Genomic DNA, 14,218 nt, shown 5'->3' with positions numbered 1-14,218 from the left:
TGGAGATGGATGGAAAGTGGACAAGTCAGGTTCGCGGCAGGTTAAAATTCGCGGCAGGTTAAAAAAGGGAGCGCGAAGGCTCCCAAACGCAGAGGAGCAAGGGTCGTTGCTTTTGCTTCTCCTCAAATCGAACTTCGTCCTAAACCGAATTTCTCGCCGGACAAATATGGCTTCCCCTCCAATGGGAAGCGTTACAGCAGTTTTTGCAGCTCAGGAATACAGGAGCCGCAGTTGGTGCCCGCATTCAGGCATTGTCCAATCGCTTCCACCGTCTGTAGTCCTTTTTCTCGAATAGTCTGGCGCAGGGTGTTTTCCCCCACGCCGAAACAGGCGCAGATGGTGCGGCCGGCATGAGCGGCGTCGGAGCGCGGAACGCCGGCGAGCAGGCCCAGACGGTCATTGTGGGTCAGCGCCTCCAGGTCGAACAGGCTCGCCAACCAGGAGCGTTCCGGCAAATCCGGCGTAGGGCCGATAAACAGACATGCCGTCAGACGGTCGCCAGTAAAGCAGGCGCTGCGGTACTTGCCTGTCGCGCTATCCTGATACTCCAGCCACTCGCTCTCACTCTGATCGGACGCGCTCAGCAGGGATTGCGCCCATTGGCTCCAATCCTCAATAGGCGCGGCCCCGGCGAGCTCATAACGATAAAAGCGGGTTCCGCGAATCTTGGTCCAGTAAGGCGCGCCTTCCAGATTTAATTCTTCCCGGGCGAAAATAAACCCGTGCCAAGCCGCCTCAAAGCGCTCCAGCGCCACAGGAGTATGCTTGCTTTCCGGTTGCCCGGAGTACGGGTCGGTAACAGGATTGACCAACGCGCCGACCCGTCCCACCGCGCTGTATTGCGCCGTCCAATGCATGGGGACGAACAGCTGCCCGGGTGCTTGCTCGTCGGTGATATGGGCTCTGGCGATCATAACGCCATGACGGGAGCGAATCCTGACCAGATCGTTTTGCTCGAAACCGAGACGTTCCGCGTCTTGCGGATGCATATCGCAATAGGGTTCGGAAATATGGGCATTCAGTTGCGGGGCCAGAGCGGTGCGGGTCATGGTGTGCCACTGATCGCGGATGCGGCCGGTGTTGAGAGCGAAGGAATAGTTCTCATCCAGCTTTCCTCGCGGCGGCTGAGGCGTAATGGGCGACAGCAACGCTTTGCGGCTCGGGCTGTAGTAACCACCGTCCTGAAACAGTCTGGCTGCGCCTTGCGGCGTGGCGGCGTTAACCGGCCACTGGATTGGCTCAAGGGCGTCGTACTCAGCGTCAGTCAGGATTTCCAGGGCGGAGATATCGAAAGCCCGCAGTGTTTGCTCCGGCGTATTTTCGAACCCGGATAAAGCGGCGTGCTCAATGAAAATATCCCGGCTATTGCGATAATTGAAGGCTGCGCCGAAACCCATGCGCTGGGCGACGGCGCTGATGATCCACCAGTCCGGTTTGGCGTGGCCGGGAGGCGTTAGAAGTGCGCGCTGGCGGGAGATGCGGCGCTCGGAGTTGGTGACGGTTCCGTCTTTTTCGCCCCAGCCCAGCGCTGGCAACAGGATGTTGGCGTATTCCGTGGTGTCAGTGCGGCGGATACAGTCGGAGATGATCACGTTTTCGCAGCGGGACAGCGCCTGGGCGACCTTGTCCGCATCCGGCATGCTGACAACTGGATTGGTGCCCATGATCCAGATCGCCTTGATGCGGCCGTCCGCCACGGCGTCGAACAGGTCCACGGCTTTCAGGCCGGGCTGGCTGGCCATGCGGGTGGCGTTCCAGAAGCGGCCGACTCTCTCTACGTTATCCGAGGTGAAGTCCATATGCGCTGCGAGCTGATTAGCCAGACCGCCCACTTCGCGGCCACCCATGGCGTTGGGTTGGCCAGTGAGAGAGAGTGGCCCCATTCCCGGCTGCCCGATGCGGCCGGTAGCCAGATGACAATTGATAATGGCGTTGACCTTGTCGCTGCCGCTGCTGGATTGATTCACCCCTTGAGAGTACGCCGTCACTGTTTTCGGCGTTTTGCGGAACCAGTCGTAAAACGCCGCCACTTCGCCCTCTTTCAGTCCGCAATGGCGGGCCACCGACGGGATATCCGCAGTTTCGGCGGCGCGCGCGGCTTTGATGGCGACGCCAAAGCCCTCGGTATGTTGTTCCAAGTATTCGTAGTCCAGCGCGCCCAGACGCGCCAAGTATGCCAACAGACCGTTGAATAACCACGCATCAGAGCCTGGCTGCAGTGGCAGGTGCAGGTCGGCGATATCGCAGGTGGCGGTGCGACGCGGGTCGATCACTACCACTTTCATCTGGGGGCGCTGCTGTTTGGCGGCTTTGATGCGTTGATACAGGATAGGATGGCACCAGGCGGTATTGGAGCCGGTCAGGATAATCAGGTCGGCCTGCTCCAGGTCCTCGTAACATCCCGGTACGACATCCGCGCCGAAAGCGCGTTTGTGGCCTGCGACGGAGGAAGACATGCACAGGCGTGAATTGGTGTCTACGTTGGCGGAACCAATGAAGCCTTTCATCAGTTTGTTGGCGACGTAATAGTCTTCCGTCAGCAACTGTCCCGAAAGATAGAACGCCACGGACTCAGGGCCATGCTCACGCGCCGTGGCGCTCAGCGTCTCCGCCGCCAGATCCAGGGCGGCGTCCCAGGATACCGTTTCCCCGTTAATTTCAGGGTTTAACAACCGGCCGTGCAAGGTCAGCGTTTCCGCCAGTGCGGCGCCTTTCGAGCACAAGCGTCCGAAGTTGGCGGGGTGGTTGCGGTCGCCCTGAATGTGGATCTGCCGGGTTGCGGCGTCCGTCACGACCGCCTGGATGCCACAACCCACGCCGCAGTAGGCGCAAGTGGTGTGTAGAGTGCGATTAGAAGTCATAAACTCGGGCCTGATGCAAAAAGGGTGAAACGGCGAAACCGCGGCGGGGAGTGCGGTCCCGCCGTTTCAATGGGAAAAGCGTCCCCAAGCTCACCATTCTCAATCGCTCTCTTCCGTGGCGGTGAGGGCCACGAAAATCTGCTGTCCTTCCATGCGCACCTGAAACCTGCGCGTACAGCCGGTGTCATAACCCTGGGCTTCGCCGCTCTGCAGACTGATCACCCAGTTGTGCAGCGGGCAGGTGACGTTGTCGCCATGGACGATTCCCTGGGACAAGGCGCCGCCTTTATGGGGGCATTTGTCGCGCAGGGCGAACACTTTGTCGTCCTTGGTGCGAAACACCGCCAGGTCGCCGAAGCGGGACTGCACTACGCGGGCGCCCAGGCGTGGTATTTCTTCAAGACTGCCTACCTCGATCCACTGTGTCATAGCTGATATCTCTTCTGTCTTACGTCTCGGGAGTATTCACGTTTTGATTGTTAGTGCGACTCAGTTCAATTGCGTGAGAGGGATGAACTCCTGCTTCTCCACGCCTTGAGCGGCCCGTTCCGCCCAGGGATCGATCTGCGCTAGTTTTTGCGACTCCAGAAAGCGGGCGTGGAACGCCTTGCGCTGCTCCGGATTGTCCACCAGTTCGGATTTGACGTAACTGAGGCCAACCCGCTCGACCCAGGGTGCGGTGCGCTCGTTGTGATGTCCTTGCTCCCGGTACATCTGCATCAGCGCGCCGGCGTACTCCATGACTTCATCCATGGTGGACACTTTGACCAGGAAGTCGGAGACGCGCACCTTCATGCCGCCGTTGCCCCCCACGTATAGCTCCCAGCCGGAGTCCACTGCGACGACGCCAAAGTCTTTGATAGTGGCTTCCGCGCAGTTGCGCGGGCAACCGGATACCGCCATTTTCACTTTGGCCGGCGTCCAGGAGCCCCAGGTCATCTTCTCCAGTTTGACGCCCATGCCGGTTGAATCCTGGGTGCCGAAGCGACAGTACTCTGAACCGACGCAGGTTTTCACAGTGCGCAAGGCTTTGCCGTAGGCGTGGCCGGACACCATGCCGGCGTCGTTCAGGTCTTTCCAGATATGGGGCAGGTCCTCTTTCTTGACGCCCAGCAGGTCAATACGCTGGCCGCCGGTGACTTTGACGCAGGGCACTTGGTATTTGTCCGCCGCGTCGGCGATGGCGCGCAGTTCGTTGGGGGTGGTGAGGCCGCCCCACATGCGCGGCACGACGCTGTAGGTGTTGTCTTTCTGGATGTTGGCGTGCACCCGTTCATTGATGAAGCGGGAGCGCGGATCGTCCACTTTCTGGTCCGGCCAGGCGCAAACCAGGTAATAGTTAATAGCCGGGCGACAGACGTGACAGCCGTCGGGTTTGTCCCACTCCATGAAAGCGGCCACTTCGTGAAAGGTTTTCAAGCCATTGTCGACAATAGTTTTGCGCACGGTGTCATGGCCGTAGCTGGTGCATTTGCAGAGCGGCTTTTCACTGGGAGCGGTGCTGTAATCGCCGCCTACGGTCACCGCCAGAATCTGCTCCACCAGACCGGTGCAGGAACCGCAGGAAGCGGACGCCTTGGTAGCGGCGCGCACGTCGTCCAGGGTAAAGAGCTTGTTGTCGGTGATGGCCTTGACGATATCGCCTTTGCAAACCCCGTTACAGCCGCAGATTTCCGTGTCGTCAGGCAGTTCCGCCACGGCGCTGATGCCTTGGCGCCCCGAGTCGCCCACCAGGTGCTGACCGAAAAGCAGGGTGTCGCGGAAGTCGCTGATGTTGGTTTTGTCGCGCATCAGCTGGAAGTACCAGGAGCCGTCGCCGGTATCGCCGAACATCACGGAGCCGATGATTTTGTCGCCTTTGACCACCACTTTTTTATAGACACCGCGTTTCGGGTCCTGAAACACGATATTTTCGCTATCGTTGTCCCCGAGGAAATTGCCGGCGGAGAACACATCGATGCCAGTAACTTTGAGCTTGGTGGAGACCTCTTTCTGCTTGTAGATGCCGATGCCGTATCCCGCCAGATGGTTGGCGCAGACTTTAGCCTGATCCCAGATCGGCGCCACCAGACCGAATAATTCGCCCCGATGCTGCACACATTCGCCAATGGCGTAGATGCTGGGATCGAAGGTTTGCATGGTGTCGTTGACCACGACCCCGCGCTCGCAATACAGGCCGCAGGATTGAGCCAGTTCGGTATTGGGACGAATGCCCACCGCCATCACCACAATATCCGCAGGCAGCGTTTCGCCAGTGTCGAACTTGATGGCTTTGACGTAGCCGTGTTCATCGCCTTCCAGGCAAGAGGTGTTGGCGGACATGCGGAACTTCATGCCGCGTTCTTCCAAAGCCGCCTGCAGAAAGCGGGCGGAAGGTCCGTCCAACTGGCGGTTCATCAGTATTTCCAGGTTATGCACCACGGTGACGTCCATGCCGTGTTTCAGCAGGCCGTTGGCGGCTTCCAGACCGAGCAGGCCGCCGCCGATCACAATGGCGTGCTGTTTGGATTTGGCGGCGGACAGCATGGTGTCCACATCGGAAATATCACGGAAGGTGATGACGCCTTTCAGGTCTTTGCCTGGTACAGGAATAATGAAAGGGTTGGAGCCGGTGGACAGCAACAGCCTGTCGTAGGCCGCCTCTGTTCCGTCCGCCGCATAAACGATTTTGTTGCGACGGTCCACTTTCTGCGCACGCTTTTCCCATCCGGCATGCAGGGTGATGTTGTGGGTTTTATACCACTCCATGTCGTTGATCATGATGTCTTCGAGCGTCTTTTCTCCAGACAGCAATGGCGACAACATGATGCGGTTGTAATTGCCGTGGGGCTCTGATCCGAACACGGTGATGTCGTATTTATCCGGCGCTATTTTGAGTAACTCCTCGACCGTCCGCATTCCAGCCATTCCATTTCCGACGACGACTAATTTTTCTTTCATGGACCTTCTCCAGCTCGCTGAATCCGCTACAGGCTAATTGACGGTGGTAGAGCATGAATGGCGCCAATCGAAATCTCGTTGTTTTTAAGTGACTGTAATTAAAGAGATAAAAAGTGATTTTCGATGCGTTTCGAGGAAGTTTGCCTGCGAATGGTGCGGATTCACGACCAAGTTTTGTTCTAAAAAAGTGCGCTAATTTCAGATGGCGCCCAACAAGAGTGATTAATTTGGTGCGATCGCATGATTCTGTTGTGCGCTTAACTGGTGCGTTCTGTGGCGATGAAAAAACCTAACGATGGGCGTAATAAATTTAGTTGTTTGATATCTAAAGGTAATTTTGCTTATTGGCGGTAGCGTCGCGGTGGCTGGAAAAAGCGTTGAAGGGCTTGAATGGGCCATTTTGAGTGGTTGGCACAGCTTTTGTAGTTCTAGTGAATGCTTTTCTACTAGAACTCAACTGCCAAATAAGACAGGAAGATTTATGTCATCCGATAAATTGAACATTCTGGATTTGTCCCAGGGGGGCGTCCGAACGTTGCATTACACTTGGTTCGCGTTTTTCCTAACTTTTGTGATGTGGTTTTCCCATGCCCCGATGAAGCCGTTCATCGTGGAAGCCTTCAATATGACCAACGAGCAGTGGAAAGCGCTGCTGATTTTGAACGTGGCGCTGACCATTCCCGCTCGCATCGTCATCGGCATGTTGGTGGATAAGTTCGGCCCCCGCGCGGTATACAGCCTGTTGTTGATGATTTCCGCTTTCTTATGTTGGGGATTCGCGTTTTCCACCAGTTTTGAGCAGCTCGCGCTATTCCGCTTTCTGTGTGGATTTATCGGCGCCGGGTTCGTCATCGGCATTCGTCTGGTGGGAGAGTGGTTTCCGGCGAAAACTGTCGGCGTGGCGGAAGGCGTATACGGCGGCTGGGGCAATTTCGGCTCTACGGCGGCGGCCTGGACATTGCCTGCGGTCGCCGCTTATCTCTATGGCGGCGATGACGGATGGCGCTATGCCATCGCCACCACCGGCGTGGTCGCTTTCTTTTATGGAATGCTGTTCTATCGCAAGGTCCGCAATACGCCGAAAGGCTCCACCTATTTCAAACCCAAGAAGAGCGGCGGATTGGAAGTCAGTTCCTGGAAAGACTTCTGGTTTTACATCGCCATGAATCTGCCCATGTACATCGCTTTGGCGGTGTTGACCTGGAAGTTATCGCCTGCGGGCCTGGGGCTGTTATCCGACGCCACGGCGCTGATGTTGTGGGTGGGATTGGGCGTGTTGTTCCTCATTCAGTTCTGGCAGATCTACAACGTCAATCATGAGCGTCTGAAGCAGGGCGTGCCGGAAATGCAGCGCTATAAGTTTAAGCAGGTGGCGGTGCTGGATTGGGCCTATTTCGTGACCTTTGGATCAGAGTTGGCGGTGGTGTCGATGCTGCCTGCTTTTTTCATGGAAACCTTTAGCCTGTCGCCAGTGCAGGCGGGTCTGTTGGGGGGCGCTTTCGCCCTGATGAACCTGGTGGCCCGTCCTGGCGGCGGTCTGTTGTCGGATCGCTTTGGCCGCAAGAAAACCTTGTCTATTCTGATTGCGGGCCTGGCGGTGGGATACTTGCTGCTGAGTCAGATTTCTTCAGCCTGGATGATCCCGGCGGCGGTGGCGGCGGTCATGCTGTGTTCCTTCTTTGTGCAGGCGGGGGAAGGCGCCGTGTTCGCCATGGTGCCCTTGGTGCAGCGTCGTATGACAGGTCAGATCGCAGGTATGGCTGGCGCCTACGGCAATGTGGGCGGCGTGACTTTCCTGACGGTGTATTCGTTTGTCGACGCCTCCACATTCTTTGTGGCTATCGCCGGGGCGGCGGCGGTATGTTTCCTCGCGGTGCAGTTTCTGGAGGAACCGGAAGGGCATATGGTGGAAGTAGGCGAAGACGGCAGCGTCCAGTTGATTGAAGTGAACTGATTGACATAGACGTACCGCTACGGCGTACTTACTTTAATTTTCGCAGCAGGGCTCGTGGCGCATGATATTCGCCAGCGATTTGTCGCTATCGGTTGACCAACACAGTATTGCGGGGGTAAAGCCTCGCAATGAAGACTGCATCGGCGTACGTATTCCTGACCGGGAGACGTTGCAACTGAAAGGCGCTGTGGCGGTCATCGCGGATGGCGTCAGCGCGGCGGAAGCGGGCAAGGAAGCCAGCGAAGCCTGCGTGACCAATTTTCTGAGTGATTATTTCTGCACTCCAGATTCCTGGTCGGTGAAAAACGCCGCGCAGAAAGTGTTGCAGGCGTTGAACCGATGGCTGTACGGGCAAAGTCTGCGCACGCTGAATGACGACAAAGGTTACGTGTGCACCTTGTCCATTCTGGTGTTGAAGTCGACGCAGGCGCATATCTTTCATGTTGGCGACAGTCGCATCTATCTGTACAGAAATGGCGAGTTGGAGCAGGTCACGACGGATCACACCGCTCGCGTCGATGCGGAGCGCACGTATCTGGCCAGAGCCATGGGGTTTTCCCCCAATCTCGACATTGATTACCGTGTTCTGGAGGTACAGGCCGGAGACTTGTTCCTGTTGAGCACGGATGGACTGCACGACTTTGTCCCGCACAGTCAGTTGCGGGAGCGACTGCGAGAAGCGGCGCAAACGCCTTTTCAGGGACTTGCCGCCGACCTGTTGCAGACAGCTCTGCAGGCGGGCAGCGATGACAATCTGAGCTGCCAGATTCTGCGCGTGGACAGTCTGGGCTTACGCGATGCGGACTCCTGTTGCCGTGAACTCAGCCGCCTGCCGTTTCCGCCTCCGCTGGAAGTCGGGCAGAGTCTGGACGGTTATCGCGTCGACCGTATTCTGCATGAAAGCGCGCGCAGCCAGGTCTATCAGGTCACTGATATGGAGACTGGGGAGCGTGCGGTAATGAAAACGCCCTCTCTCAATTTTGTGGATGATCCCGCTTATATCGAACGTTTCACCATGGAGGAGTGGATTGCGCGACGGGTGCACAATCCCCATGTGGCGGGCCTGGTTCCCTGTAAACGCGCGCGTAGCTGTCTTTATTATCTGACGGAATTCGTACCTGGCGCGCCCTTGTCCCGATGGATTCGCGATAACTCCCGCTCGGATATTCACCGGGTGACCCGCATTCTGGAACAGATTGTCAAAGGCGTGCGGGCGTTACATCGCAAAGAGACCTTGCACCAGGATATCAAGCCGGACAACCTCCTTATCGGCAATGACGATCATGTGACGCTGGTGGATTTCGGCTCCTGCCGTATTCCAGGAGTGGAGGAAATGTATCTGCCGATTGAGCGGGAAAGGGCGTTAGGCACCGCCAGTTACAGTGCGCCGGAATATGTGTTGGGGGCGAAAGCCACGACGCGCTCCGAGCTGTTTTCCGTAGCGGTGATTGGGTATGAAATGCTCACCGGACATTCGCCTTATGGCGAAGCCTATGAAAAAGCCGCGTCGCCGACGGCGTTGGCTAAATTAAAATATACGCCCGCCTATCATCATAATCCCATGGTTCCCGTGTGGATGGACGGCGCTTTGAAGAAAGCCCTGCAACTGGACCCGCGTCGTCGCTACGACAGCTTTTCCGAATGGTTGCAGGACATGACTTATCCCAACTCCCGACTGATGCCGGATAGCGCGCTGCCCATCGTCGAACGCAATCCTTTGGCCTTCTGGCGCACGCTAAGCGGGATACTGCTGCTTACTCAGCTCGCCACCTTGCTGTGGTTGCTGCACCTGTTGCGGTAGCGCTCACGATTCAGCGGGATCAGGGATTTCCGCCGCCACTTTCTCACCGATCAGGCGGTGGGTTTTACCGGAAGGGTGAATGTTGTCGAAGTAATAAAAGTTGTCGAACTGTTCTTCGCTACAGATGTCGCTGAACTCCAGATCTTCCGTCACGTAACAGCCGTCGGTGGTGTTGGTGAAGCCGTAGTCGGCGGCGTTGTTGAGGATATCCAGGGCGATCTGATAGGAGTTGATCATGGTGACTTTCGTATCGCCCATGTTCAGTTGCGATAGCTTTAACTCCACTTGGCTGTTGAAGTACACGGTGAGATCGCTGACCAGTTGCGAGCGTCCCTCCTGTCCGGGCTCCGCTGATTCTTTTAACACTTTCGGCGTTTTACCCACATCCGGGACCGTCAGCACGACGATGTTTTTCCCGCCTTTGTCGATCACCTCCTGAACATTCGCGGCGACTTTGTCCGCAGCAAGATTCAGGGCGTTGGTGTTGTTCGGAGAGGTCTCTCCGCGTTGTTCAAGGATATCGTTGCCGCCGATAAAGAACAGGTACAGCGCTTTGGGCGACGCTTCTTCAGAGTGATACTCCATATAGGTGTCCACTTGGAAATCCAGATCGATATTCTGATCTGCGTCCGCTTGTCCTCCGGCCACGGCGTAGTTGGTTCCGTCGGTAATTTCACCCAGATACAGGGAGGGCTCCACCTCCAGATTCAGGGATTCCGCCACGTAATCCACGATCAACTTACCGTTAGAAATCCGATTGTCGTAAAAGGGAGAGGGCAGGTCCGTTTCCAGGGAGAGATAGCCGCCGATATTCCCGGTGTCAGACAGGCTATCTCCAAACACATAGAGCGCGCTAAAGGGGCGGGACTCAGAGGTCTCCTTCTCTTCATCATCGCTCAATTGACAGCCCGACAGGGCGATTGCGCACGCCAACGGCGCTAAAAAGGTTTGTTTCCAGGTTCCTTTCACCATGTTCATCATGCTCATCCTATTTTTCTACAGTTAGCTCTCTTTGTTCGTACAACCGCCGAAACCGGGCTCTCAGCGACCGACCATCTCAACTCCAACGCTCCGCGTAGGTCTGAGTCGTTATTCCCCTATCGCAGGATCTATGCCTGAAATGAGAAATGAACTGCTGATTGACGGTAATCCCGCGGAATCACTGGGCTCAGAGGAAATTAACCATGAAGAACAAGAACTTCTTTTACTGAACGCTATTCAGTTTTTTTGTAAAAACCGCTACTGGAATTTGTAAAGTAGGGTGTGGATAGACGCTTAAATAAATCCATCATCCAAGTTTTAATGAATAAATGTTAGGCTGATTACCTGCATACTGTATTAATAACCAAAAACAAATTACATATAGCGGAATGAGTTTGGCAACTCTACGGATGGTAAGGAGTGCTCTAAGTAATGGATGAAGAATTTAAGAAAGAGATGGGTAATAAATCTTCCTTGGAGAAAATTCACGGAGCCTGCCCAAGTAGTGAGGATAACGCAGATTTAGCCCAAAAAGATTGCGATCATGATTGGGAAGCTATTTCGCAACCGCCTGTTGCAGAAGCCACTGAAGCTAATAAGGAGTTAATAGATAAGCTTGGTAATAAGGCGAGTAGGTCTGGACAAAAAAGAGGCTATGCGTTCGAGAACAGAGCTATAGAAGACAACCTTCCAAAGATGAATCTTGTAAGTGCAGGTGCTGAGTACAAATGTAAAAAGTGTGGTCAAGATCAGGAGGTAGATGTTGTTGGAGATAGGCAAATAGGTGAGGCTAAGAGTACAAATGCTAAACAGTACAGGAAGAAAGGTAAACAAAGGAAGCGGTTAAGAGATATTCAATCCAAGCTGTTTGACCCATCTTTGCCTCCGAGAGCCAAGATTGATGGACAAAATGAAGATCACCAGAAACTAAAAGAAATGTACGAAAAGTCTGGATTTGAAGTGGAGGTGGTTAACTAATGGATACTAAGCTAACAGCGTGCTTCCTTGTTCCGAATATCAAACTAGTTGAGCTAAGCCGTGAAACGAATCGACTCCTTTATACATTAGGGTTTTCAAAGACTCCAGGGATTTACTCTGTCACATTAGATGAAGATAGAAATGTAATTGATGAGCACGGGGATGAAGTGTTTCTTGACGGAGAGCCACTAACTGAGTTCTTGAAAAAACACCACGGTTATTCTCAGGAGTTTATATGGAATGAGCGGACTCAGTATTGTGTTTTTTTTGAGCGAGAGTCCGTCGGCTATGTCTATATAGACTTTGACATAGTTTCGGTAAAAAAATACATGGATAGTAGAAATATAAAAGCTTTTGGCGACATGCTTTCGTATTTGTGTAGTGCATTGAAAGCTTTTGGCGTGATAGCTGATTTCGATTTACCGTTTAGTTTAAGAGATGAAGACAGTCTCATCGAAGACTTTTTAAGAAATCCGGATAATGATAGTCAGCCATGTTCTATCGGAATATTTCGCCGGCCCCTTTTTGGGCATCAGCGCAAACGGCTAATAATAAGTGAAGGGAAATGGAGTATTCACAAAGTCGAGGCGCCCTATGTTCTGTACTTGAGTTGCGACTTGGAGCAAACCCTTCGGCTTTTCGGAGGACGTTAATATTGAAAGTAAAGCAGCGCTTAGGTTTGTCTGGCAAGCGCTGCTATACATGGGCCATCAACTCTCCCCAGGAACGTTAATCACGCCTTCAAGATAGAGTCGCGCCTGGCCCACCAGCAGTACGTTAGAACCGCGGTAGTGGCACATGACTTCGCCGCCTCGTTGGGAAATTTGTCTGGCGGTCAGTTCCACCTTGCCCAGTTTTTCTGACCAGTATGGCGTCAGTGTGCAGTGGGCGGAGCCAGTGACCGGGTCTTCCGGCACCCCGACTTTGGGGGCGAAGAAGCGGGATACGAAGTCGACCTTGTCGCCTTTGGCGGTGACAATCACGCCCAGGGAATCGATGAGCTTCAGCATGCGCATGTCTGGATAGACGGCGCGCACGGCGGCTTCGTTTTCCAGCACGACCATGTAATCCCTGGACTTAAGCACTTCCAGCGGTTTTACTCCGCCGAGCGCCTCCAGCAGGGCCTGTTCCGGTTCAACCAGTTCCCCTTTACGGCTGGGGAACAGCATGGCGTAGCCGCCCTGCTTGTGGGGAGAAACCTCCAGCGTACCGCTGCGGGTATGAAATTGAATGCGAGGTCCCTTGAACCCCTTTAGTTCATAAAGGACGAATGCCGTGGCCAACGTGGCGTGGCCGCATAAATCCACTTCCGCCTCCGGTGTAAACCAGCGGAGATCGAAGCCATTCGTGCGCGGCACGTAGAACGCCGTTTCCGATAAGTTGTTCTCTGCGGCGATTTTGCAGAGCGTGTCGTCCGGCAGCCAGTCATCCAGGCTGCAAACCCCGGCGGGGTTTCCGGAAAATACGTTGGAAGTGAATGCGTCAACCTGAAAGTACTGATGCTTACTCATAAAGTGATCTCAAACCAGTGTTGTGTCTTGATGCGGGTAAAACCCAGACCCTCGTAAAACTGGTGAGCCTGCTCCCGATGAATTCGCGACCCTAATCGAATTTTATATACTCCCTGTTGTTTTGCCCACTCTTTCACAGATTCGATCAGCATTCCGCCGACGCCTTGTCCCCGTACGCTTTCATCGACCACCAGACTGACGATTTCAACATAGCCGCCTGCGATCAGGGTGCGCTTGAGATTGCTCTGGATGAAGCCGTGGATGTTATCGTCGCTGGCGGCGACCATGAAATGCGCGTGGGAGTCGTGGAGTAATATAGAAAGAGTATGATCGAGCTGGGCCTGGGTAAGGGAGTACCCCAGCTGCTCGATCAGGGGTAGAAGAGCGGCGGCGTCTGCCGCCCCCGCTCTGCGCAACGTCAATGTTTGCAAGCTTTGTCCTTAGTGTTGCAGGATCTGGCTGAGGAACAGTTTGGTCCGCTCGTTCTGTGGATTGTTGAAGAACTCGTGCGGCTCATTTTCCTCTATGATCTGGCCGGCGTCCATGAAGATAACCCGGTTGGCCACGGTCTTGGCGAAGCCCATTTCGTGGGTGACGCAGATCATGGTCATGCCGGATTCCGCCAGCTCGATCATAGTGTCCAGCACCTCTTTGATCATCTCCGGGTCGAGCGCCGAAGTGGGCTCGTCGAACAGCATGATTTCAGGGTTCATACAGAGACTGCGGGCGATGGCCACACGCTGCTGCTGACCGCCTGACAACTGTCCCGGATATTTGTGCGCCTGATGCGGGATCTTAACCTTTTCCAGGTATTTCATCGCTGCCGCCTCGGCTTCTTTCTGCGGTACTTTACGCACCCAGATTGGAGCCAGCGTGCAGTTCTGAAGCACAGTCAGGTGAGGAAACAGGTTAAAGTGCTGGAACACCATACCGACTTCCCGGCGTACGCTGTCGATGTTCTTAAGGTCGTTGGTCAGAGGAATATCTTTAACGATGATGTCCCCTTGCTGATGCTCTTCCAGGCGGTTGATGCAGCGGATCATGGTGGACTTGCCAGAGCCCGATGGCCCGCAAACAACGATACGTTCGCCCTTGTACACTTCCAGATTGATGTCTTTCAATACATGGAACTTACCGTACCATTTGTTGACGCCGCGCAGGTGGATCATGCTCTTGCGGGATTCTGCGCTGT

The 14,218-nt window shown here is 54.8% G+C and carries 11 protein-coding genes; 4 read left to right on the top strand and 7 right to left on the bottom strand.

What is annotated here, in order from left to right; all coding sequences use genetic code 11:
* Positions 1-191: 191 nt before the first annotated feature.
* From HCH_RS26105 to nirB, 3 genes are all read right to left on the bottom strand, one after another.
* Positions 192-2,861, bottom strand: coding sequence for a nitrate reductase (locus HCH_RS26105; protein ID WP_011399532.1), 2,670 nt, complete (start codon positions 2,859-2,861; stop codon positions 192-194).
* Positions 2,862-2,960: 99 nt separating this feature from the next.
* Positions 2,961-3,290: a nitrite reductase small subunit NirD gene (gene nirD / locus HCH_RS26100; RefSeq protein ID WP_011399531.1), complete on the bottom strand. Its 330-nt coding sequence runs from the start codon at positions 3,288-3,290 to the stop codon at positions 2,961-2,963.
* 60 nt (positions 3,291-3,350) lie between these two features.
* Positions 3,351-5,801 (bottom strand): nitrite reductase large subunit NirB, encoded by a 2,451-nt coding sequence (gene nirB / locus HCH_RS26095; RefSeq protein WP_011399530.1) that lies wholly within the window; start codon positions 5,799-5,801, stop codon positions 3,351-3,353.
* A 481-nt stretch (positions 5,802-6,282) separates the two neighbouring features.
* Here nirB and HCH_RS26090 point away from each other — a divergent pair, with 481 nt between their 5' ends.
* Positions 6,283-7,755, top strand: coding sequence for a NarK family nitrate/nitrite MFS transporter (locus HCH_RS26090; RefSeq protein WP_011399528.1), 1,473 nt, complete (start codon positions 6,283-6,285; stop codon positions 7,753-7,755).
* A gap of 61 nt (positions 7,756-7,816) precedes the next feature.
* Positions 7,817-9,556, top strand: a complete 1,740-nt coding sequence (locus HCH_RS26085) for a bifunctional protein-serine/threonine kinase/phosphatase (RefSeq protein WP_011399527.1) — start codon at positions 7,817-7,819, stop codon at positions 9,554-9,556.
* A 3-nt stretch (positions 9,557-9,559) separates the two neighbouring features.
* Here HCH_RS26085 and HCH_RS26080 read toward each other — a convergent pair whose 3' ends face one another.
* Positions 9,560-10,543 carry an SGNH/GDSL hydrolase family protein gene (locus HCH_RS26080; protein WP_041598942.1) on the bottom strand — a complete coding sequence of 328 codons (984 nt, stop codon included), beginning with the start codon at positions 10,541-10,543 and terminating at the stop codon, positions 9,560-9,562.
* 426 nt (positions 10,544-10,969) lie between these two features.
* On the opposite strand from HCH_RS26080, the gene HCH_RS26075 reads away from it, so the two are divergent.
* Positions 10,970-11,515, top strand: a complete 546-nt coding sequence (locus tag HCH_RS26075) for a hypothetical protein (RefSeq protein ID WP_011399524.1) — start codon at positions 10,970-10,972, stop codon at positions 11,513-11,515.
* Positions 11,515-12,168, top strand: coding sequence for a hypothetical protein (locus HCH_RS26070; protein WP_011399523.1), 654 nt, complete (start codon positions 11,515-11,517; stop codon positions 12,166-12,168). Before HCH_RS26075 ends, HCH_RS26070 begins: the two co-directional genes overlap by 1 nt.
* Before the next feature lie 57 nt (positions 12,169-12,225).
* Here HCH_RS26070 and HCH_RS26065 read toward each other — a convergent pair whose 3' ends face one another.
* The 3 genes from HCH_RS26065 to HCH_RS26055 are packed head-to-tail and all read right to left on the bottom strand — an operon-like array spanning position 12,226 to position 14,195.
* On the bottom strand, positions 12,226-13,026 hold the full coding sequence (locus HCH_RS26065; protein ID WP_011399522.1) for a PhzF family phenazine biosynthesis protein: 801 nt from the start codon (positions 13,024-13,026) through the stop codon (positions 12,226-12,228).
* Positions 13,023-13,457: a GNAT family N-acetyltransferase gene (locus tag HCH_RS26060; protein ID WP_011399521.1), complete on the bottom strand. Its 435-nt coding sequence runs from the start codon at positions 13,455-13,457 to the stop codon at positions 13,023-13,025. The genes HCH_RS26065 and HCH_RS26060 overlap by 4 nt, the downstream gene beginning before the upstream one ends.
* Before the next feature lie 9 nt (positions 13,458-13,466).
* Positions 13,467-14,195, bottom strand: a complete 729-nt coding sequence (locus HCH_RS26055) for an amino acid ABC transporter ATP-binding protein (RefSeq protein WP_148212843.1) — start codon at positions 14,193-14,195, stop codon at positions 13,467-13,469.
* Positions 14,196-14,218: the final 23 nt, after the last annotated feature.

Origin of the sequence: Hahella chejuensis KCTC 2396, assembly GCF_000012985.1 — a bacterium.
GTDB lineage: Bacteria > Pseudomonadota > Gammaproteobacteria > Pseudomonadales > Oleiphilaceae > Hahella > Hahella chejuensis.
Note: the sequence above shows the minus strand (reverse complement) of the source record. Positions and strands in the feature narration are given on the sequence as shown.

Excerpts from the sequence above, each read along its gene's own strand:
- HCH_RS26105 (WP_011399532.1), bottom strand. The coding sequence starts at position 2,861 with ATGACTTCTAATCGCACTCTACACACCACTTGCGCCTACTGCGGCGTG.
- nirD (WP_011399531.1), bottom strand. The coding sequence starts at position 3,290 with ATGACACAGTGGATCGAGGTAGGCAGTCTTGAAGAAATACCACGCCTG.
- nirB (WP_011399530.1), bottom strand. The coding sequence starts at position 5,801 with ATGAAAGAAAAATTAGTCGTCGTCGGAAATGGAATGGCTGGAATGCGG.
- HCH_RS26090 (WP_011399528.1), top strand. The coding sequence starts at position 6,283 with ATGTCATCCGATAAATTGAACATTCTGGATTTGTCCCAGGGGGGCGTC.
- HCH_RS26085 (WP_011399527.1), top strand. The coding sequence starts at position 7,817 with ATGATATTCGCCAGCGATTTGTCGCTATCGGTTGACCAACACAGTATT.
- HCH_RS26080 (WP_041598942.1), bottom strand. The coding sequence starts at position 10,543 with ATGAGCATGATGAACATGGTGAAAGGAACCTGGAAACAAACCTTTTTA.
- HCH_RS26075 (WP_011399524.1), top strand. The coding sequence starts at position 10,970 with ATGGATGAAGAATTTAAGAAAGAGATGGGTAATAAATCTTCCTTGGAG.
- HCH_RS26070 (WP_011399523.1), top strand. The coding sequence starts at position 11,515 with ATGGATACTAAGCTAACAGCGTGCTTCCTTGTTCCGAATATCAAACTA.
- HCH_RS26065 (WP_011399522.1), bottom strand. The coding sequence starts at position 13,026 with ATGAGTAAGCATCAGTACTTTCAGGTTGACGCATTCACTTCCAACGTA.
- HCH_RS26055 (WP_148212843.1), bottom strand. The coding sequence starts at position 14,195 with ATGATCCACCTGCGCGGCGTCAACAAATGGTACGGTAAGTTCCATGTA.